General features: G+C 62.4%; 18 protein-coding genes. 7 read left to right on the forward strand and 11 right to left on the reverse strand.

Annotated elements, in window-relative coordinates; translation table 11 throughout:
* Positions 1–100 precede the first annotated feature (100 nt).
* The 4 genes from prpC to AC3CBN_RS17925 all read right to left on the reverse strand — a co-directional run bounded on the left by prpC (position 101) and on the right by AC3CBN_RS17925 (position 4807).
* The gene (gene prpC, locus AC3CBN_RS17910; protein ID WP_488634341.1) at positions 101–1246 is read right to left on the reverse strand and encodes a bifunctional 2-methylcitrate synthase/citrate synthase; all 1146 of its coding nucleotides are present in this window, start codon (positions 1244–1246) and stop codon (positions 101–103) included.
* 80 nt (positions 1247–1326) lie between these two features.
* The gene (prpB, locus tag AC3CBN_RS17915) at positions 1327–2214 is read right to left on the reverse strand and encodes a methylisocitrate lyase (protein ID WP_488634342.1); all 888 of its coding nucleotides are present in this window, start codon (positions 2212–2214) and stop codon (positions 1327–1329) included.
* A 228-nt stretch (positions 2215–2442) separates the two neighbouring features.
* Complete coding sequence (gene prpE, locus AC3CBN_RS17920; RefSeq protein WP_488634343.1) at positions 2443–4338, reverse strand: propionate--CoA ligase; 1896 nt, start codon at positions 4336–4338, stop codon at positions 2443–2445.
* Positions 4339–4465: 127 nt separating this feature from the next.
* Positions 4466–4807, reverse strand: coding sequence for a hypothetical protein (locus tag AC3CBN_RS17925; protein ID WP_488634344.1), 342 nt, complete (start codon positions 4805–4807; stop codon positions 4466–4468).
* Between the two features lie 51 nt (positions 4808–4858).
* Between AC3CBN_RS17925 and AC3CBN_RS17930 the strand changes: the two genes are divergently transcribed.
* Complete coding sequence (locus AC3CBN_RS17930) at positions 4859–5389, forward strand: YybH family protein (protein WP_488634345.1); 531 nt, start codon at positions 4859–4861, stop codon at positions 5387–5389.
* A 205-nt stretch (positions 5390–5594) separates the two neighbouring features.
* Here AC3CBN_RS17930 and AC3CBN_RS17935 read toward each other — a convergent pair whose 3' ends face one another.
* Positions 5595–6581, reverse strand: coding sequence for a malate dehydrogenase (locus AC3CBN_RS17935; RefSeq protein ID WP_488634346.1), 987 nt, complete (start codon positions 6579–6581; stop codon positions 5595–5597).
* 75 nt (positions 6582–6656) lie between these two features.
* Positions 6657–7856, reverse strand: coding sequence for a pyridoxal phosphate-dependent aminotransferase (locus tag AC3CBN_RS17940; RefSeq protein ID WP_488634347.1), 1200 nt, complete (start codon positions 7854–7856; stop codon positions 6657–6659).
* A gap of 258 nt (positions 7857–8114) precedes the next feature.
* On the opposite strand from AC3CBN_RS17940, the gene AC3CBN_RS17945 reads away from it, so the two are divergent.
* On the forward strand, positions 8115–8372 hold the full coding sequence (locus tag AC3CBN_RS17945; protein ID WP_488634348.1) for a GlsB/YeaQ/YmgE family stress response membrane protein: 258 nt from the start codon (positions 8115–8117) through the stop codon (positions 8370–8372).
* A 58-nt stretch (positions 8373–8430) separates the two neighbouring features.
* Here the strand turns inward: AC3CBN_RS17945 and AC3CBN_RS17950 are convergent, their stop codons facing one another.
* The 3 genes from AC3CBN_RS17950 to AC3CBN_RS17960 form a co-directional block, all read right to left on the reverse strand.
* The gene (locus tag AC3CBN_RS17950; protein ID WP_488634349.1) at positions 8431–8859 is read right to left on the reverse strand and encodes a YidB family protein; all 429 of its coding nucleotides are present in this window, start codon (positions 8857–8859) and stop codon (positions 8431–8433) included.
* Between the two features lie 158 nt (positions 8860–9017).
* A complete protein-coding gene (locus AC3CBN_RS17955) occupies positions 9018–9527 on the reverse strand; it encodes a peptidylprolyl isomerase (protein ID WP_488634350.1) in 510 nt (169 codons plus the stop codon).
* Positions 9528–9614: 87 nt separating this feature from the next.
* The gene (locus tag AC3CBN_RS17960; RefSeq protein ID WP_488634351.1) at positions 9615–11486 is read right to left on the reverse strand and encodes a 3-hydroxybutyrate oligomer hydrolase family protein; all 1872 of its coding nucleotides are present in this window, start codon (positions 11484–11486) and stop codon (positions 9615–9617) included.
* A 245-nt stretch (positions 11487–11731) separates the two neighbouring features.
* Here AC3CBN_RS17960 and typA point away from each other — a divergent pair, with 245 nt between their 5' ends.
* A complete protein-coding gene (gene typA / locus AC3CBN_RS17965; RefSeq protein WP_488636766.1) occupies positions 11732–13576 on the forward strand; it encodes a translational GTPase TypA in 1845 nt (614 codons plus the stop codon).
* A gap of 307 nt (positions 13577–13883) precedes the next feature.
* A complete protein-coding gene (locus AC3CBN_RS17970) occupies positions 13884–15209 on the forward strand; it encodes a carbohydrate porin (protein WP_488634352.1) in 1326 nt (441 codons plus the stop codon).
* Between the two features lie 6 nt (positions 15210–15215).
* Here the strand turns inward: AC3CBN_RS17970 and AC3CBN_RS17975 are convergent, their stop codons facing one another.
* Positions 15216–15824: a class I SAM-dependent DNA methyltransferase gene (locus AC3CBN_RS17975; protein ID WP_488634353.1), complete on the reverse strand. Its 609-nt coding sequence runs from the start codon at positions 15822–15824 to the stop codon at positions 15216–15218.
* A 106-nt stretch (positions 15825–15930) separates the two neighbouring features.
* Here AC3CBN_RS17975 and AC3CBN_RS17980 point away from each other — a divergent pair, with 106 nt between their 5' ends.
* The 3 genes from AC3CBN_RS17980 (at position 15931) to AC3CBN_RS17990 (ending at position 19283) form a co-directional block, all read left to right on the forward strand.
* Positions 15931–16218, forward strand: coding sequence for a hypothetical protein (locus AC3CBN_RS17980; RefSeq protein WP_488634354.1), 288 nt, complete (start codon positions 15931–15933; stop codon positions 16216–16218).
* 299 nt (positions 16219–16517) lie between these two features.
* On the forward strand, positions 16518–18071 hold the full coding sequence (locus AC3CBN_RS17985) for a DUF1800 domain-containing protein (protein WP_488634355.1): 1554 nt from the start codon (positions 16518–16520) through the stop codon (positions 18069–18071).
* Positions 18072–18080: 9 nt separating this feature from the next.
* Positions 18081–19283 carry a DUF1501 domain-containing protein gene (locus AC3CBN_RS17990; protein WP_488634356.1) on the forward strand — a complete coding sequence of 401 codons (1203 nt, stop codon included), beginning with the start codon at positions 18081–18083 and terminating at the stop codon, positions 19281–19283.
* 54 nt (positions 19284–19337) lie between these two features.
* On the opposite strand, the gene AC3CBN_RS17995 is transcribed toward AC3CBN_RS17990, so the two are convergent.
* Positions 19338–19784, reverse strand: a complete 447-nt coding sequence (locus tag AC3CBN_RS17995) for a DUF1579 family protein (protein ID WP_488634357.1) — start codon at positions 19782–19784, stop codon at positions 19338–19340.
* Positions 19785–19786: the final 2 nt, after the last annotated feature.

The raw sequence follows: 19786 nt of genomic DNA on the forward strand, positions 1-19786 counted from the left end.
AACGATAGCAATGTCGTACAGGGTCCTGAACCGTAACGAAAGTTAAGAAAAAAAGAGGGAGCCATGAAGGCTCCCTCTTTTTTACTCACGCGCAGCAGCTTCAGCGTTTTTCGATCGGAACGTACGCCTGATCTTCGGGACCGATGTAGTTGGCACTGGGGCGAATGATCTTGCCGTCCTCGCGCTGCTCGATCACATGCGCGCTCCAGCCGGAGGTGCGGGCGATGACGAACAGAGGGGTGAACATGGCCGTCGGCACGCCCATCATGTGATACGCGCTGGCCGAGAACCAGTCGAGGTTGGGGAACATCTTCTTCTGCTCCCACATCAGCTTTTCGATCTTCTCGGACACGTCGAACAGCGACGGGTTGCCGCCTTCCGTGCACAGCTTGCGAGAGACTTCCTTGATGATCTCGTTGCGCGGATCAGACACGGTGTAGACCGGGTGACCGAAGCCGATGATGATTTCCTTGCGCTCGACGCGTGCGCGGATGTCGGCTTCCGCTTCGGCCGCATTGCGATAGCGCGAGATGATCTCCATCGCCACTTCGTTGGCGCCGCCGTGCTTGGGACCACGCAATGCACCAATGGCGCCGGTGATCGCCGAGTACATGTCCGACCCGGTGCCGGCGATGACGCGCGCGGTGAAGGTGGAGGCATTGAACTCGTGCTCGGCGTAAAGGATCAGCGATTTGTCCAGCGCATGCGCGTGCAGCTCGCTCGGCTTCTTGCCGTGCAGCACATGCAGGAAGTGCGCAGCGATCGACTCGTCCTCGGTCTCCGTCTCCACGCGCTTGCCGTTGTGGCTGAAGTGGAACCAGTACAGCAGCATCGAGCCGAAACTGGCCATCAGGCGGTCGGCGATGTCACGCGCACCGATGACGTTGTGGTCGTCCTTCTCCGGCAGCACGGTGCCGAGTACCGAGGCGCCAGTGCGCATCACATCCATCGGATGGGTGGCGGCCGGCAGCAGTTCCAGCGCGCTCTTCACAGGCGCCGGCAGGCCGCGCAAGCGCTTGAGCTTGGCGCGGTAGGCATTCAGTTCCGCCCAGTTCGGCAGCACACCGTGCACCAGCAGGTACGCCACTTCCTCGAAGCAACCCTTGGCCGCCAGGTCATGGATGTCGTAACCGCGGTAATGCAGGTCGTTGCCGCTGCGACCCACGGTGCAAAGCGCGGTGTTGCCGGCGGCCACGCCGGACAGGGCGACGGATTTCTTAGGCTTGGGAAGGGTTTGCTCAGTCATTCGCTACATCTCCTGAAGACGCTGCATCATCAAAATATGCGCGGCAGTCGCGCTGCCGCCTGAAATCGGTGGCCGGACGGTTAGCTCTTCCTGGCGAAGAGCTCGTCCAGTCGACGCTCGAAGTCGTGATAGCCGATACGGTCGTAGAGCTCCTCGCGGGTCTGCATCGTGTCGATGACATTGCGCTGGTGGCCATCGCGACGGACCGCGGTGTAGACGTTCTCGGCAGCCTTGTTCATGGCACGGAACGCGGAAAGCGGATAGAGCACGATGCCTACGCCGGCGGAGGCAAGCTCCTCCACGCTGAACAGCGGCGTCTGGCCGAATTCGGTGATGTTGGCCAGCACCGGCACTTTCACCGCATCGACGAAACGGCGGTAGGTCGGCAGGTCATAGGCCGCCTCGGCGAAGATGCCGTCGGCACCCGCTTCGACGCAGGCAATGGCGCGCTCGATCGCCGCATCCACGCCGTCAACGGCGATGGCGTCGGTGCGTGCGATCAGGAAGAAGTCGGAGTCGGTCTTGGCATCAGCGGCCGCCTTCACACGATCGGCCATCTCGCTCACCGGCACGATCTCTTTGCCAGGACGATGACCGCAGCGCTTGGCACCGACCTGGTCCTCGATATGGCAAGCGGCCGCGCCGAACTTGATCAGGCTCTTGACGGTACGCGCGATGTTGAAGGCGCTTGGACCGAAGCCAGTGTCGATGTCCACCATCAGCGGCAGATCGCACACGTCGGTGATGCGACGGACGTCAGTCAGCACATCGTCCAGCGTGTTGATGCCCAGATCAGGCAGGCCCAGCGAGCCAGCAGCGACACCGCCACCCGAGAGATAGATCGCGCGATACCCTGCACGCTTGGCGAGCAAGGCATGGTTCGCGTTGATGGCGCCGATCACCTGCAAGGGGTGCTCGGCTGCGAGAGCAGCGCGGAACTTCGCGCCGGGGGATGCGATCTGGGCCATGGTACCTCCGCGTAAAGGCCGGATTTTAGCGCAGCGGGTGTTTATGACCTGTTGCGCGGCAGCATGAAAAATTTCGCATGCTGCGTGCAACCAATCGCGACGCCTGGCGTGCGCTCCCTTCTCCCTGCGGGAGAGGATTGAAGTGGCTGCTCGCGATAACGGGCAGAAGAACCAGTTCAGCTCCAACAGGCCCGCAAGATCCCCCCCAAAGAGAGGGGGAATCGTCACTCACCCGCCCTGGTCTGGCCCGCGTTCCAGTGCCCGTCGTACTTCTTCCAGCGCGTTCGGATCGTCCAGCGTGGACAGGTCGCCCGGATCAGTGTGCTGCACCAGTGCCTGCAATGAACGTCGCAGCAGCTTGCCTGACCGTGTCTTGGGCAAGGCGCTGACCAAGTACACGCGCGCTGGCCTGGCCACGCCTCCAAGCTGCTCGACGACACACTGCTGCATCGCCTTCGCCACATCCGCCGCACGTTCCGTAACGCCTTGCTTGAGCGTGGCGAATACGACCGGAACCTGCCCCTTCAGTTCGTCATGCATTCCCACCACGGCGACTTCGGCGCAGGCAGGATGTGTCGACACCGATTCCTCGATCTCACGCGTACCCAGGCGATGACCGGCGACGTTGATCACGTCGTCGACGCGCCCAAGGATGGTGGTGTAGCCGTTCTCGTCGCGGATAGCCCAGTCCAGCGAGCTATACAGCAACTCGTTGAAGTGGCTGAAGTAGCTACTGATGTAGCGCTCGTCGTCGCCCCACACGGTAGTGAGGCAACCGGGTGGCAACGGCGGCTCGAACACCAGCACGCCCTTCTGATGGGGCGGCAGCTCCTGGCCAGTTCCCTCGTCGATCACCTTCATGCGATAGCCAGGGCTGGGCAAACCCGGCGAGCCGAACTTCACGGGTTTCAGATCAAGGCCGGGCATCAAGGTGATGGCGGGCCAGCCGGTTTCGGTTTGCCAGTAGTTATCGATCACCGGCACGCCAAGGCCATTGGTGATCCAGTGTGCGGTGGGTTCGTCCAACGGCTCGCCGGCAAGGAACAGCCATTTCAGTTTGGACAGGTCGTATTTTCTCAGCCAACTCGCATCCTGTTTCTTCAACATGCGGATGGCCGTGGGAGATGAAAACATGGTGCGCACGCCGTAACGTTCGCACAACCGCCACCAGATGCCCGGGTCGGGGTTGGTCAGTAGCCCGTCGTACAGCAGCGAGGTCGCGCCGCCGATCAGCGGAGCGTACACGTTGTACGAATGCCCCACCGCCCAACCCACGTCAGACGTTGAAAACATCACTTGTCCCGGTGCGATATCAAACACCGTGGTGATCGACAGCGCCATCGCCACGGCGTATCCACCCACGTCGCGCTGGATACCCTTGGGTTTGCCGGTGGTGCCCGAGGTGTAGAGCAGATAGCTGGGTTCGTTCGATTCCAGCCACGTCACCGGCACCTCAGCGCCTTCGTAGGAGGCGCGCAGGCTCGCATAGTCGAGATCGCGACCGGCCACGCGCGTCATCTGCGGATCGAGGCCGCGATCGACGATCAGCACTTGTGCTGACCCGTGTTGCGCTTCTTCCAATGCCGCGTCAACCAGCGGTTTGTACGGAATGACTTTGCCGCCACGCATACCTGCATCCGCGGCAATCAGCAATTTCGGCTGCGCGTCATCGATGCGCAGAGCCAGGTTGTGCGCCGCGAATCCACCGAACACCACGGAGTGGATCGCACCGATACGCGCGCACGCCAGCATGGCAAACACCGCCTCGGCGATATTGGGCATGTAGATGACTACGCGATCACCCTTCCCTACGCCCAGCGACACAAGCACGGCGGCGAAGGTGTTTACCTCGCGGTACAGGTCGCGATAGGTGAGCTCGCGCGTGACGCCGGTTTCCGTGGAAATAGCCACCAGTGCCAGTTGACCGCCACGCTCTGCCAGATGTCGGTCGATGGCGTTGTAGCAGAGATTGGTGGTGCCGCCGACGAACCAGCGGCGGAATGGCGGATTCGACTGGTCGAGGATTTTCTGCGGCGGCGTTTCCCAATGAATCAACCGCGCCTGCTCGGTCCAGAACAGCTCCGGCTGCTCGACCGACATGCGGTAGAAATCCTCGTAGCGCATTGCTCCCACCTCGGTTCAGTCCGCCGCTTCGGCTTAGCCTGGATCAGCAGCGCAAAACAGGCCTTGCGACCTTGCTCGAGACGTTGTGATGGGTGATCGCCACGTGGCGATCACCCATCCGGATGCATCAGAGACAGGACACCGCCGCGTCGCGATACGCGGAATTGTATTCCTTCTTGGCGTTCTGGCTTTCGTACATCATCACTTGCGCGCCGGTGCCATCCGCCGTCACGTTGATCAGCTCGTGCGCACCAGTCTTGTCATTACCAGAGAGCGTGCCCTCTTCTTTCTTGTTCGACGCACTGACTTCCGCCGTCTCCGCCCACTTCGCGCGCACGCATTCGAGATAGGTCGGAATGTCCTTGTTGGTACGGCTGCTTAGCTTGGGCGTGCTGTCGTGCAAGCCGTGAGTGCCACCACAGGCGGTGAGCAGGGCGCAGCAGGTGGCGATCGCAAGGAGTTGCTTCATAGCGAAATTCCAGTCGAGGATCGGCTGATTTAACCATGAAGCGCTGCAGGCATGGCAGAGGTCCGTGATAAGTTGCCGACGTTTCCATTCAAGCAGGGGCAGAACATGCGTCAGAGGGGACTTTCCCGGTTGGCCAGGTGGCTGATGATGGTGGTGGCGCTTGCAGTCTTGGCGCCCATGGCACGCGGTGCGACCAACGAGGCGACGACGATCCGCAAGATCATGGCCGACCAGCAAACTGCCTGGAATCGCGGCGATATCGTGGCCTTCATGCAGCCCTACAAGGATGCGCCGGATACGACATTCATCGGATCGAAGATCCGCAAGGGCTATCGCCCCATTCTCGAAAACTACCAGAAGAATTACGCGTCCAAGGAACAGATGGGCACGCTTTCGTACTCGGACATAGACGTCCGTTTGTTGCCCTGTGCCGAGGGCCAGGCGCAATATGCCATGGTGACAGGCCGATTCCACCTGGACCGAACTGCACATGGGGACGCGAGCAAGGATGATGGTGTCTATTCCCTGCTGTGGGAACGGACCCCGGACGGATGGAAGATCGTCCTCGATCACAGCAGTTGAGCCAATGCAGTGCGGCTTCGACTGCGCACCCTTCGCCTCGCCTGGAACGGATCGTGATGTCAGCACCAAACTGACGGGTTCCGCACGAAGCATGGCGACCATGTGCTGAGCTGCGGCCGGCATGAGGCCAATGGCTCGCTAGCGCGGTCCCACCAACAAAAAGGGCGGCCAAAGCCGCCCTTTTTGTTGGTGGGACCGAAGCAGCTTACTTCTTGGCGAACAGGTGCTCGACGCCGGCGCGCTCTTCGCGCAGTTCCTTGTCGGTGGCGTCCATGCGGGCGCGCGAGAACGCGTTCACGTCCAGGCCCTGCACGATCTCGTACTTGCCGTTCTTCACGGTCACCGGGTAGCCGTAGATCACGCCCGGGGCGATGCCGTACGAACCGTCGGACGGGATACCCATCGAGGCCCAGTCGCCTTCCGCCGTGCCCTGCGCCCAGGTGCGCATGTGGTCAACAGCGGCCGACGCAGCCGAGGCGGCCGACGACGCACCACGAGCCTTGATGATAGCGGCGCCGCGTTGCTGCACGGTCGGGATGAAGTCGCTCTCGTACCAGGCCTGGTCGACCAGCGACAGCGCCGGCTTGCCACCCACGGTGGCGTGGTACAGGTCCGGATACTGGGTGGAGCTGTGGTTGCCCCAGATGGTCATCTTTTTGATGTCGGTGTTGTGCTTGCCGGTCTTCTCGGCCAGCTGCGACAGCGCGCGGTTGTGGTCGAGGCGGACCATCGCGGTGAAGCACTTCGGATCCAGGTCAGGAGCGTTCTGCTGGGCGATCAGCGCATTAGTGTTGGCCGGGTTGCCTACGACGAGTACGCGCACGTCACGCTTGGCGTGATCGTTCAGCGCCTTGCCCTGCGGGCCGAAGATGGCGCCGTTGGCTTCCAGCAGATCCTTGCGCTCCATGCCCGGGCCGCGCGGACGAGCACCAACCAGCAGCGCGTAGTCGACGTCCTTGAAGGCAAGTTTGAGGTCGTCGGTGGCAACCACGCCGGCCAGCGTCGGGAACGCGCAATCGTTGAGCTCCATCACCACGCCCTGCAGGGCGGGCAGTGCCGGAGTGATCTCGAGCAGGTGCAGGATCACCGGCTGGTCCGGACCCAGCATGTCGCCCGCAGCGATACGGAACAGCAGGGCGTAACCGATCTGGCCGGCAGCGCCGGTAACGGCAACACGAACGGGGGCTTTCATCGGGGAAACTCCTTCAACTTGGCTAGGACTTACAAAAGACAGGGCCCGCACAAAGTGGTGCGGGCCTCAAGACCGTCAGGTCAGTTCTGCAAAGAACGCCTGGATGCGTTCCAACCCAGGCTGCAATTGTGCCGTGGGGCAGGTGTAGGAAATGCGCATGGCGCGCGGCTCGCCGAAGGCCGAGCCCGGCACGCAGGCCACACCCTTGGCTTCGAGCAGCGCAGCGCAGAAATCGACATCGCTGTCGATGCGCATGCCATGGTGGCTGTTGCCGAACGCCACGGAAATATCGGGGAAGGCATAAAACGCACCCTGCGGACGCGGGCACACCACGCCGGGAATCGCGCGCAATGCATTCACCACCACATCGCGCTTGCCCGCGAATTCCTCGCACTTGGCCTGCGGCACGTCCTGCGGACCGCCAAACGCGGCCACCGCAGCGGCAGTGATCACTTCGGGCAGGCTGGTGATGTGGTTGGAGTTGAGCGTTGTGATGGCCTTGGCCACGTTCTCGGGGCCCGCGATGAGGCCCACGCGCCAGCCCGGCATGCCGTACGTCTTGGAAATGGAGTCAACGAAGATCAGGCGATCCTTCAGCTCCGGCTTCGCGTGCACGAAGTTGTGATAGCCGATACCGTCGAACACCATCGAGTTGTAGATGTCGTCGGTGACGATCCAGGTGTCCGGATACTTCACTAGCACCTCAGCCAGCGCAGCGATTTCGTCGCGCGTGTAGACCATGCCGGTGGGGTTGGACGGGTTGTTGAACAGGAACACCTTCGGCTTGCGCGCCAACGCGGCTTCGAGCTGCGCGGGCGTGAGCTTGTAGTTTTGCTCCGGTCCGCAATGCAGCACGTTGGCCTTGGCACCGAGGATGTCCGCGATATCGCGGTAGGTGGTCCAGTACGGCGCGGCAAAGACGATTTCGTCGCCTTCGTTCAACAGCGCCTCGCCCAGGTTGTACAGCACCTGCTTGGCACCGATGCCGATGGAAAGGTTGGTACGCCCGTAACCGGTAAAACCCAGCTTTTCGATATGCGCGAGGAACGCATCGAGCAGTGCGTCTGCACCGCGGTTGCTGCCGTATTGGCCGGAGTCGTGCTGAAGCGCTTCGCGTGCGGCGGCATACACGTGCTCGCCAGGAAGAAAATTTGGAACGCCGATGGAGAAGCTGATGATGTCGCGGCCGGCAGCCTTGAGCTGCTTGGCCTTTTCGGCGATGAGCATGATCGCACTGGGCTTGGCGCGACCGACACGCTGGGCGAGTTGGGGCATGACTTCCTCGTGTATGGGGGGACGAAGACAGCAAACCCGGCGATTTTAGCATGCGGCGGCGCGCCATCCGCCGGTCCGCCATGATCGGATGGTCTAGCGATGAGCCAAGAGGTGCGCGCCCGCCGAGAGGGGCGCATGATGCGTACGCCTGTCGTGGCCCGGCCTACGGGGGAAGACGAGAGGCAGCAGGCACGCGGGAGGCGGCCTGGCCGTACAGCATCAGGAAACCTTACGAACTCTCACCAAGGACACCCGAATATGCATTGGTTATGGGTATTCATTGTCGGTCTGGTTGTGGGTCTTATCGCCAAGGCGCTGACACCGGGCAGGGACCCGGGCGGTTTCATCATCACCGCCATTCTGGGTATCTGCGGCTCGTTCATCTCCACCTACCTCGGTGAGAAGCTCGGGCTGTGGGGCGAAACCGGCATGGTGCATTTCCTGGGGTCGATCGGCGGCGCAGTGATACTGCTGGCGATCTATCACTTCGTGTTCAAGCGCAATTCCACCACTTGAAGCACCAGCACATCGGCGACGCGTTGCGCGTCGCCGATGCTTCTGCAGCCACGGAGACTCAGGCTGCGTTGTTGCCAAACAGCTTGCCAGCCAGCGAGGCCAGCGAACCAAGGTCGAAACCGCCGGACGATTGCGCCGGCATCTGACCATCCGGTGTCAGGTGGTCCACGGCATGCGGCAGCACCTGCGAGAGCTGGCCCAGCAACTGGCCCTGATCGACGCCGAGCTTGCCCGCCGCATCCTGCAGCAGCGAACCCATTCCGCCGTTCTGCAAGACCTGGCCCAGCTGATCACCGGACACAGCCTGGTTGGCACCGGTGCCAACCCAGGATTGTGCCGCGTCGCCCAAACCATGCTGCTGCAGCATGGCCACCAAACCCTGCACTCCCCCTGCCTTTTCAATCAGCGCGCCCGCGATGGAAACGAGCGAAGAACCGCCGGCCTGATTGCCCTGGCCGCCACCGAGCAGATCGTTCAAAAATGACATGACTACATCTCCTTGGGTTGGGATGACGCACATCGTGTGCCATGTGGAACCTTTCGATTCTAGGCTTCTGAACTGCACATCGCCATGAAATCGCACGCATGAAAAAAGCCGCCGTTCGCGGGAACGGCGGCTTTTTCACACGAACAAAACGAATGCGCTCAGCCGTGCTGGTCGAGCACCGCGTTCCATTCCTTCACGCGGTCGGCCTGGGCGGCCAGCAGCGCGTCGACGTCGCCCTCGACAATCACCTTCTCAATGACATCGCCCTGGTTGATGGCATCGACCACAGCCTGGTCTTCCGGACCCACGACTTCGCCAAACACGCTGTGCTTGCCATCCAGCCACGGCGTGGCGCCATGGGTGATGAAAAACTGGCTGCCATTGGTACGCGGGCCGGCGTTGGCCATCGACAGTACGCCCGGCTTGTCATGGCGCAGCGAGGGGTTGAACTCGTCCTCGAAACGATAGCCCGGGCCGCCGCGGCCGCTGCCTTCCGGGCAACCACCCTGGACCATGAAGTCGGCAATCACGCGGTGGAACGACAGGCCATCGTAGTAGCCACGGCGGGCCAGGTTGACGAAGCTGGCCACGGTCACCGGGGTCTTGTCATCATGCAAGCGCAGGTGGATCGGACCGCGGTTGGTGTTGAAGGTGACGTTGATGGTCATCGGAAATCCTTGTTTTCAAAGACAGGGCGCAACCACACGCGCCCAGCGGACCGGTAAGGATACCCCAGCTGAGGTCGCCGGCAGGTCTTATTTGGGTCCCAGCGTCCACGCGGCCGGCATCCCGAGCGCTTCCGGAGAAAGCGCTTCACTTCCACGCGGTCGCGGTGTGGGCGCCGGCACCACCACCGGCCATGGGGCGCCGTCGTAGAGATGGGCCCACAACCGGTCCAGCGCGGCATAGCCATAAGGCAGCAGTGGCACGTGCTTGTCGCCAAAACCCGGCAACGCGAGGAAGGCGTCGAAATGCTGCGCATAAGGCACTTTCCAGAACAGCGGATGCCCGCCCTCGGTGCGCAGCCAGGCAACATAGGGTTCGGAAGTAAACGCCGTAGGCAGCAAACCATCGGAAGCGCCATGCACCACCCACAACGGCAAGCTGGCCCGTGGCGGCTTCACCGCCGTAGCGGCCACGCCATCACGGAGAGCCTGGGTGCTGGCGTCGGTGTCCTCCCAAAGCGCACGCAAGCACAGTGCGCCAGGCAGGGTGGGGTCATGCGAGTGATCGGTGCCGCCATTCAGGCCCACGCCATTGCCCGGGGGGATGCCCGAAGCATCGGCCCACCAGCTGGCACGCGCTGCGGGATCGGCGGCGCCCGCCGCACCCTTCGCTCCCGTGGCCGAATAGCTGAATCCGCATGGCATATCGCTCGGGCCACGACGCATATAAGCGGAGGCGTAAGCAGCGGTGATGGCGCGCCACAAGTCGAAGGATGTGGTGGAAGCAGCCGTCGCCATCGCATCGTCGGTCCAGCCGGCCGCTCGCAGGTGCTCATAGGCCTGGGCCGCCTGCGCGCTTACGCGCGTTCCGCTAATCAAATTGCGCTCGTGCAGTTGATGGCAGCGCTGCGCTGAAGCTGTTGGTACTTCTCCCCTGGGCGTTCGCGCCAGCGGTGCTGTTTCGAAGCGCTCATCGGCCAGTGCGCAGGGCAGCCAGATCGATGCCTCGGTGGCGTAGTCGAACAACGCACGCCCGGCATCCGGCACGCGCACATTGGGCGCGAGCGCGACCACGCCCGCCAGCAAATGGCCGTCATCCAGCCCGGCGGCCTGCAGCACGGCACCGCCGCCATTGGAAAGGCCAGTGGCGATGATGCGGGTGTTCTGCGCAGTGAAGGGCCCCTGGTCGGGGAAGGCACGGTCCAGCATCGCCAGACCAAACTGCGCGGCCTGCAACACATGGCGACCCCAATCGGCTTCAGGGTTGTCGCCCGAGTGAGCATGCTTCACCGCGACAAGGGTGTGGCGCACACCGGTGGACGGCGCGAACTCCAGCGTCGTGGTGCCGCGTTTGGCGCGACCACCGTCCAACGCCACGCCGGTGTCATCGGCCGGGTCGAAGTAGCCGGGGCCGGCACCTTTGTCCGTATAGGCGACCGCGCAACCGCGTGGCAGCCCCCACGCACCGGCGAGCGCAATGGCACCGTAAATGCCGCGCGAACCCGAGGACGCCGTCACCACCAGGCAACGGCGTGCACGGTCGAAGCCATCCGGCACCTGCAGCAGCACGCGATGCGGCGACTGAGCGCCCGGTATCCATGCGAATGCCTGATACTCGCGCCCCGGCACGTTAGGCACCGCGCCATACACCTTGCCGAAACCACCCAGCGGACCGAGATCGGCGATGCCTTTCCAGCTGGTCTGGATCGCACGTCGACGCAATTCCGCGGCAGTCGGCTTCAGCGTGTGCGTAAACACTGGGGGCGAATCGGCAAGACCGGACAGGCCAAGCCCCGCGCTTAGCAGGTCGTCGCCTCCACGATGTTCGGTGACGCGCACCTCGCCACGCACGAAATCAGGGCTCTGCATGCCAGCCTCCTTGGTCTCGGGCGTAGGCGTGCCCGCGCACGACGCCAGCACCGGCGCGAGCAGAAGTATCCATCGGGGGAGGCGATTGGTCATGCCGTCCACCTTAAAAAGCGGGAGCGTGCTCACCATCGCAAGAAAGTCCAGCACAGCGGCAGTGGCCGCGAGGTGACGGCATGCGCCTCTTCAACCCGATAGGAAGTCACTGTGCGAGCCGCTTTGCCTGGCTGAACGCATTTGTTAAGAACTTTCAAGCAAGCTGTCACATAAGTCCGTATAATCGTCCGATTCGCCCTTCAGAAACCTCACGTGACGGCCTCAGCGCCGCCCGAGCCGACCTCATGTCCATCGAAAATCTGCGCAATATCGCCATCGTCGCCCACGTCGACCACGGCAAGACCACGCTCGTCGACCAGCTGCTCAAGCAGTCCGGCACGCTCTCCGAGCGCACCGTTCTGGCCGAGCGCGTGATGGACAGCAACGACCAGGAAAAGGAGCGTGGCATCACGATCCTGGCCAAGAACACGGCCATCACCTGGGAAGACAAGAAGACGGGTGCGAAGAACCGCATCAACATCGTCGACACCCCAGGCCATGCCGACTTCGGCGGCGAGGTCGAGCGCGTGCTGTCGATGGTGGACACCGTGCTGATCCTGGTCGACGCGATGGACGGCCCGATGCCGCAGACCCGCTTCGTAACGCAGAAAGCGTTCGCGATGGGCTTCAAGCCGGTGGTCGTGGTCAACAAGGTCGACCGCCCGGGCGCCCGCCCGGAGTGGGTCGTTGAGCAGGTATGGGATCTGTTCGAGCGCCTCGGCGCCACCGACGAGCAGATGGACTTCCCGATCGTCTACGCCTCGGCACTCAACGGCTACGCCGGGCTCGACGAGAACGTGCGCGAAGGCGACATGACCCCGCTGTACGAAGCGATCATGCAGCACGCGCCGAAGCCGGACGTCGATCCGGAAGGTCCGTTCCAGATGCGCATCAGCCAGCTCGACTACAACAATTTCGTCGGCATCATCGGCATTGGTCGCATCCAGCGCGGCACGTTGAAGAGGGGCATGCCGGTCGCGGTGATCGACCGCCACGGCAAGAAGCGCCAGGGCAAGGTCGCTCAGGTGCTCGGCTTCCTCGGCCTCGAGCGTATCGAGCAGGAAACCGCAGAAGCCGGCGACATCATCGCTATCTCGGGCATCTCCGAGCTGACCATTTCGGACACCATCACCTCGCTTGACACTCCGGAAGCGCTGCCGCCGCTGACCGTTGACGAGCCGATGATCAGCATGACCTTCCAGGTCAACAACTCGCCGTTCGTCGGCAACAAAGATCTGTCGGGTGGCAAGTTCCTCACCAGCCGCCAGCTGCGCGAGCGCCTCGAGCGCGAGACGGTGCACAACGTTGCCCTGCGCGTGGAAGACGGCTCCGACGCCGACAAGTTCCTGGTGTCGGGCCGTGGCGAACTGCATCTGTCGGTGCTGATCGAAAACATGCGTCGCGAAGGCTACGAGCTGGCCGTGTCGCGTCCGGAAGTGATCGTCAAGGAAATCGAAGGCCAGAAGATGGAGCCGATCGAACAGCTGGTGGTCGACCTCGAGGAAACCCACCAGGGTCCTGTGATGGAGCGCCTGGGCATCCGCAAGGGCCAGCTCAAGAACATGGAGCCGGACGGCAAGGGCCGCGTGCGCCTTGAGTACATGATTCCGGCGCGTGGCCTTATCGGCTTCCAGAACCAGTTCAAGACCCTGACCCAGGGTTCGGGCCTGCTGTTCCACGTGTTCGACCATTACGGCCCGATGGAAGTCGGCGCGATCGCCAAGCGCCTCAACGGCGTCATGATCGCCAATGCGGGCGGCACCACCCCGGCGTACTCGCTTGGGCCGCTGCAGGAGCGCGGCAAGCTGTTCGCCGCCGAGGGTGACTCGGTGTACGAAGGCCAGCTGATCGGCATCCACGCCAAGGACAACGACCTTACCGTCAATGCCATCAAGCCGAAGCCGCTGACCAATATGCGCGCCTCCGGCAAGGACGATGCGATTCAGCTCACTCCGGCGACCAAGTTCTCGCTGGAGCAGGCGCTGGACTTCATCGACGACGACGAACTGGTCGAAGTCACCCCGAAGGAAATCCGCATGCGCAAAAAGGGCCTCACCGAGAACGATCGCAAGCGCGCCTCGCGCGGCTAATTGCTTCGTATCGGTAATACCAAGAAGGCCACCGCAAGGTGGCCTTCTTGTTTGCACGCATCACTGACAAACCATTGACACGACCACGGCGCATAGTCACCATGCGCGCGCCCCGCCTCAGGGGTCCTCCAGAGACCACATCACCACCATGGACAGCGACCCTGCCAGTCGTGTCCGCATGTCCCGCATGCGCGGGCCGCGGCACATCAACCCATCGATCACGGCGCGGCCGTGAGTTGAATCCAGAGATAAGGCCGTCAGGTCATCTCTAGAGAAACTCATTCCGCGCCTTTGCACGGAATGAACGATGAAATTCGCACGTATTCTTGCAGCCGCATGGCTGATGCTCGCCCCTGCCCTCGCCTGCGCCGATGAAGAGAAGCTCTTCATCCCCCAATGGCTGGGCGCGCAGTACACCTTCGTTGACCAGCACCAGTATTCGCTGCACTCGCCCTATGCCGGCGACCTGAGTCTGCATCCGCAGGGCGATACCGAGCGCTCGCATACCTTCGGCGCGTACTTTGGCGTCAACCTGCCGCTGCATCTGCAGTTCTATTTCGACGTGGAGATGTTCAAGGGCGAAGGCGTCTCCGGCGCCACGGGTCTTGGCGGACTCACCAACGGTGACGTGATTCGCTCGGGCAGCGCGGGGCTGCCGAAGAAACCCTATGTCGCGCGTCGCTACCTGCGCTGGTCACTACCGCTGGAAGGTGAGACAGAAGATGTGGAACGTGGGCAGGATCAGCTGCCCGGCAAGGAAGCCGCGCAACACCTCGACGTGAAGATCGGCAAGATGGCCGTGAGCGATGACTTCGACAAGAACCGCTACGCCGGCGGCACGCGTACGCAGTTCATGGACTGGTCGTTGTTCAACAACACCGCCTGGGACTTCGCGGCCGATACGCGCGGCTACACCGACGGCGTGATGATCGCGTGGGTCAATCCCACCTGGACATTGCGCTATGGCATCTATCGCATGCCTTACGAGGCCAATGGCCAGAAGCTGGTGTCGTCGCTTGGCAACTCCAACGGTCAACAGATTGAACTGACGTTGCAGCCGTATGCCGATGGCTGGGCATTGCGTTTGCTGGCATACCGCAACGATGCGCACATGGGCATTTACCGCGACGCCACCGCTGCCGCACTAGCCAGCGGCGAGCAGCCGGACATCCACGCGGACGACGCCCCCGGCCGACACAAGTATGGTTTTGCCGTGAATGGAGAGTTGCCACTGGCCGACCAGGGCGAGACCGGACTGTTCATGCGCGCCGGTTGGAACGACGGTCGTACCGAATCCTTCGCGTTCACCGAGGTCGACCGCGCACTGAGCGGCGGCTTCCAGCTATCGGGTGCACATTGGGGACGCCCGGACGACCATTTCTCGGTGGCCTTGGCGATCGACGGCCTATCGTCCGCTCATCGCGACTATCTCGCCCTGGGTGGCGATGGTTTTGTATTGGGCGATGGCGCGCTTCGCTATGGTCGCGAGCAGATACTGGAGGCGTACTACAGCTTCATGCCGATCAAGCACCTCACGCTAAGCCCCGATTTCCAGTACGTGCGCAATCCAGGTTACAACCGCGACCGCGGTCCCGCGCGCTTCGCAGGTCTGCGTGCGCATCTGGAAATCTGAGACTGATCAGCTAGGCAGCTGCGCTCGCTCGAGCGCAGCGATCCGGCGCTCAAGGCGCGGCCCCAGATAGCAGTGCGATCCGCACGGCAACAAGCCCGCCTCGCCGAACGCGCGCAGATACCAGGACGGCGCACGCGAATGGAAGCCATCCATGTCGCCGTCCACGCCATCCTTGCTGGTGAACACTTCCAGGAAGGCCACGCCTTCGAGCATGTCGCTGATGCCGCCAAGCCCCGCGCGAATCTCGGCGGGCTTGAGGTAATGCAGCACATCGGTACACACGATCAGATCGAAGCGATGATCGAAGCGCAGGTGTTCCAGCTGACCGAAGCGAGCCAGTCCAATGTTACGACGGCGTCCATAGCGCGCCACTGCGTATTCGCTGGCGTCCAGTCCCTGGTAATGGATACCCGGCCGCAGCGCGCGCAACGGTGCACGCCACACACCTTCGCCGCAGCCAACGTCCAGCACGCTGCGCACCGGACGTCCGAGGTAATACTCCGCCTGCGCCAGCGCCATCGTTATTTTGCGTTTCAGCTCGGCGGGTGAACCGACCGCGTGGTCGGCCTGGCGATACCATTTGTCGAAGTAAGCACGGTCGTAGATCTTGGGCACAAGGGCTCTCCAGCAAGACGTAAATGGTAGCCCAGAGAAGGTAATCACCTGACGTGAACATGCCTTGGCCCAGCATATAGCCGGTGGGACCTGGGAGTAACGTACGATGCCCACGATCCGCATGCGCATAACCGGCAGCCGCGACGACGCGGAGACGCTGCTCTCGACCTTGCACGGCATCGACGGCATTGAACGTGTCGAGGAACTCGACGACCAGTCGGCGTATCTTCGCGACGACTCCAGCTCCAGTGAGCTGATCGACGACAACGGCAGCGAACTGTTCCTAGTCGAGGTGCAAGCCGCCGACAATCTCCACGCAAGCGCCGTGCGCGCCGTCACCGAAGTCGAGGCTTCGATGTTGGGCGCGGTGGTGGAGTTTGTCGACGAGTTCTAGCTCTTGCCCCCTCTACCGTCGGGGGAGAGGGCTGGGGTGAAGGGTGAATCTTGCGACAAATCCGTTCGTCAGCCGGCTTCAATTGAGGCTCCCCAGCGCCACCCTTCCCTCGCCTCAGTCCCCTCTCCTACAGGGAGTATCCCGGGGTCGCCCACAGCGGGAAGGAAGCAAAGCTCATCGCATGAATCTGCGCCGAACAAATCTGCGCCCCCGTGACGCGGATCGGTAAGCGGAACGACAACTACCGCGTTGACACTGCCGACGCTGTCGTTTGCCCTTGCCACCAGGAACCTCGACGCATGCGCCCTGCCCAGAAAGCCCGCTTGCCGGGTATCCGCCCCATCCTGATCTCTCTCGGCCTGTTCCTGGCAACCGGCCCAATGGGCGTTATGGCCAAGGAACGCCCTTTATCGCAGCAAGACATCGACTGGTTGCGTCGCGACAGTTTCGAACTGGACAGCACCACCTTGGCTCGCTACCGCGACCTGGGCCGCTCGCGTTTCCTCGATCAGCAACTGGATGATCGTAACGGCGACCCACTGCCGCCGCAGATTGCCGCGCTGGTCAACAGTTACGAGGCGGCGCACACGCCCACTGAGCAGCTTTTGATCGGCCTGCGCGACGAGCAGGAGAAGATCAAGAATATGCCCGAGGGCGACGACAAGGCCGCGGCGAAGAAAGCCCAGCAACAGCACGCCAACGAACTGTTGCAGCAGGCGCAGCAAATCGAGCTACTGCATGCCGTCTACGGCCAGAACCAGCTCAAGGAGCAGATGGTGTGGTTCTGGCTCAATCATTTCAGTGTCTACGGTGCCAAGGGCCGCGTGCGCTGGGTGGCTGCCGACTACGCGCAGAACACCATCCGTCCGCATGCGCTGGGCAAGTTCCGCGACCTGGTCATGGCGACGCTTGAAAGTCCCGCGATGTTGGAGTTCCTCGACAACGCGCAAAACGCGAAGGGTCACGTCAACGAAAACTACGCACGCGAGCTGATGGAGTTGCACACGCTCGGCGTAGGTTCGGGCTACACCCAACAGGACGTGCAGCAGTTGGCATTGATCCTCACCGGCGCTGGCGTGGCGCCGCTGCGCGACCGGCCTGTGCTGCGCGCGCATCCGCGTTTTGCGGCCATGTTCCTGCGCAACGGCATGTTCGAGTTCAACCCGATGCGCCACGATTACAGCGACAAAATGTTGCTGGGGCAGAAAATCAAAGGCAGCGGTTTCGATGAGGTCACACAGGCCGTTGACTTGATCACCCGCCAGCCCGCCTGTGCCGAATTCATCTCGAAAAAACTCGCCGAATACTTCGTGGCCGACCAACCGCCGCCGTCGCTGGTGGCAAAGATGGCCAGAACCTTCCAACGTTCAGACGGCGATATCGCCGAAGTACTGCGCACGATGTTCGAGTCGAATGAACTGGCCAGCAACTACGGCAAGAAATTCAAGGACCCGATGCAGTTCGTGGTCTCTTCGGTGCGCATGGCCTATGACGGCAAACCCATCGCCAATGCCAAGCCGTTGCTCAACTGGCTCAACCAGCTCGGCGAACCGGTGTTTGGCCGTCTCACGCCCGACGGCTGGCCGCTGGATGCCGCAGGGTGGTCCAGCTCCGGACAGATGGCCAAACGCTTTGAGATCGCCGGCTCCATCGGCACCGGCAACAACCGTCTGCTGACGCCCGAGGGCTTGCCAAAGACCGGCGGTGACTTTCCCATGCTTACCACGCGGCTTTACTACGACACCTTCGACCCGCACCTGGGCACGCCGACGCGCGATGCACTCGCCAAGGCCACCTCGCAGCAGGAATGGAACACCTTCCTGCTCTCCTCGCCCGACTTCAACTATCGCTGAGGCCAATGCATGAATAGGCGTGAATTCCTGCTTGCTGCCGCCACCGCTGCCGTCGCAGCCCCTGCTCTTTCCTTTTCCGGAAAGCTCTTCGCCGCGCCGGCCAATAGCCCACGTTTCCTGCTGGTATTCCTGCGCGGCGGCTACGACTGCAACAACCTCTTGGTGCCGTACGCCAGTGACTTCTACTACGAATCGCGCCCCACGCTTTCCATCGCCAAGCCTGATCCATACAACACCAGCAGCGCCATTGGCCTCAACAGCGAATGGGGACTCAATCCGGTGCTGCGCGATTCGATCTATCCGCTGTGGCAAAAGCGCCAGATTGCCTTCGTACCATTCGCCGGTACTGACGATCTTTCGCGCAGCCACTTCGAGACGCAGGACAATATCGAGTCGGGCGAAGCGGGCAGCCAGCGCAACGACTATCGCTCCGGCTTCATGGCCCGCCTGTCCAGTCAGATGACCAACGTGCCATCCATCGCATTCACTGAGGCGTTGCCACTGAGCTTTCAGGGCGGCAGCCACGATATTCCAAACATTTCGCTGCGCGGCAATACCAAGCCCGTGTTCGACGAGCGACAGGCGGGCATCCTTGCTGGCATGTACCGCGACACCTCGCTTGCCTCTGCCGCCGCGGATGGGCTGGAACTTCGCCAGACCGTCTCCAAAGAGTTGCAGGACGAAATGATGAAGGCCAATCGCGGCGCGCCCAACGCAAAGAACTTTGCCGACGAAACGCAACGCATGGCCACCATGATGCGCGACCAATATCGGCTCGGTTTCGTGGATATCGGCGGCTGGGACACGCACGTCAATCAGGGCAGCACCGCCGGGCAACTCGCCAACAACCTCAGCAATCTCGGCAAGGGCTTGGCCGCCTATGCCGATGCGTTGGGCGACGAGTGGAACAACACCGTCGTGGTGGTGATGTCGGAGTTCGGCCGCACCTTCCGCGAGAACGGCAACAAAGGCACCGACCACGGCCACGGCACGGTGCATTGGGTGCTGGGCGGCAAGGTCAACGGTGAGCGCATCGCCGGGCCGCAGGTCGCGGTCAACGCGCAGAGCCTGCTGCAGAACCGCGACTATCCTGTTCTAACCAACTACCGCGACATGTTGGGTGGGTTGCTGGGCCGAATGTGGGGATTGTCGGGAAGCCAGCTGCAGACAGTCTTTCCCGGGGCACACCCGCGGGATCTGCAACTGGTGTGAATTTGCGGTCGCGCGCTGGGCACGCTCCAAGAGCCACGAAGCGCTCATCTGGCCTCAGACGATGCGCTTATAACTTCCTGTCATCACCGTTTCCCAAATCACGCCGCCATCAAACGAACTCTCCAGCTTCAGGGTGAAGCCGTCATCGCCCTGAAGCGCGTAGACGTGCCGCGTCTGTCCACGCGGCGAACTGCGCACGAAGCTGAAACATTCACCGTTCCACAGGCCAGGCGCCGGCGAACCGGGTACGAAACCGTAGCTGTCGAACCAGAACAGGTTGAACTGGTCATGCTCGGGCCCGGCCACAAAAACCGCGTGCACCTGCAACGCGATCTTGCCGTCGCGCTCCTCACGATAGTCCTGCACCAACGCACGGCCACCCAATTCGAGCCTCGCCTTGATGTGCCCTACCGCAGAACCACCCTGCCCCCAACGAGTGGTGGCGATTTCTTCGTCGCCACTCCACTCACCTGCCAGACGGGAAAGCATTGCTACCGACATGG

The sequence above is a fragment of the Dyella sp. OK584 genome (assembly GCF_057787755.1).

Excerpts from the sequence above, each read along its gene's own strand:
- AC3CBN_RS17955 (WP_488634350.1), bottom strand. The coding sequence starts at position 9,527 with ATGACCATCAACGTCACCTTCAACACCAACCGCGGTCCGATCCACCTG.
- AC3CBN_RS17935 (WP_488634346.1), bottom strand. The coding sequence starts at position 6,581 with ATGAAAGCCCCCGTTCGTGTTGCCGTTACCGGCGCTGCCGGCCAGATC.
- AC3CBN_RS17980 (WP_488634354.1), top strand. The coding sequence starts at position 15,931 with ATGCCCACGATCCGCATGCGCATAACCGGCAGCCGCGACGACGCGGAG.
- typA (WP_488636766.1), top strand. The coding sequence starts at position 11,732 with ATGTCCATCGAAAATCTGCGCAATATCGCCATCGTCGCCCACGTCGAC.
- AC3CBN_RS17995 (WP_488634357.1), bottom strand. The coding sequence starts at position 19,784 with ATGTCGGTAGCAATGCTTTCCCGTCTGGCAGGTGAGTGGAGTGGCGAC.
- prpB (WP_488634342.1), bottom strand. The coding sequence starts at position 2,214 with ATGGCCCAGATCGCATCCCCCGGCGCGAAGTTCCGCGCTGCTCTCGCA.
- AC3CBN_RS17950 (WP_488634349.1), bottom strand. The coding sequence starts at position 8,859 with ATGTCATTTTTGAACGATCTGCTCGGTGGCGGCCAGGGCAATCAGGCC.
- AC3CBN_RS17925 (WP_488634344.1), bottom strand. The coding sequence starts at position 4,807 with ATGAAGCAACTCCTTGCGATCGCCACCTGCTGCGCCCTGCTCACCGCC.
- prpE (WP_488634343.1), bottom strand. The coding sequence starts at position 4,338 with ATGCGCTACGAGGATTTCTACCGCATGTCGGTCGAGCAGCCGGAGCTG.
- AC3CBN_RS17990 (WP_488634356.1), top strand. The coding sequence starts at position 18,081 with ATGAATAGGCGTGAATTCCTGCTTGCTGCCGCCACCGCTGCCGTCGCA.
- prpC (WP_488634341.1), bottom strand. The coding sequence starts at position 1,246 with ATGACTGAGCAAACCCTTCCCAAGCCTAAGAAATCCGTCGCCCTGTCC.
- AC3CBN_RS17985 (WP_488634355.1), top strand. The coding sequence starts at position 16,518 with ATGCGCCCTGCCCAGAAAGCCCGCTTGCCGGGTATCCGCCCCATCCTG.
- AC3CBN_RS17960 (WP_488634351.1), bottom strand. The coding sequence starts at position 11,486 with ATGACCAATCGCCTCCCCCGATGGATACTTCTGCTCGCGCCGGTGCTG.
- AC3CBN_RS17945 (WP_488634348.1), top strand. The coding sequence starts at position 8,115 with ATGCATTGGTTATGGGTATTCATTGTCGGTCTGGTTGTGGGTCTTATC.
- AC3CBN_RS17930 (WP_488634345.1), top strand. The coding sequence starts at position 4,859 with ATGGCAGAGGTCCGTGATAAGTTGCCGACGTTTCCATTCAAGCAGGGG.
- AC3CBN_RS17940 (WP_488634347.1), bottom strand. The coding sequence starts at position 7,856 with ATGCCCCAACTCGCCCAGCGTGTCGGTCGCGCCAAGCCCAGTGCGATC.
- AC3CBN_RS17970 (WP_488634352.1), top strand. The coding sequence starts at position 13,884 with ATGAAATTCGCACGTATTCTTGCAGCCGCATGGCTGATGCTCGCCCCT.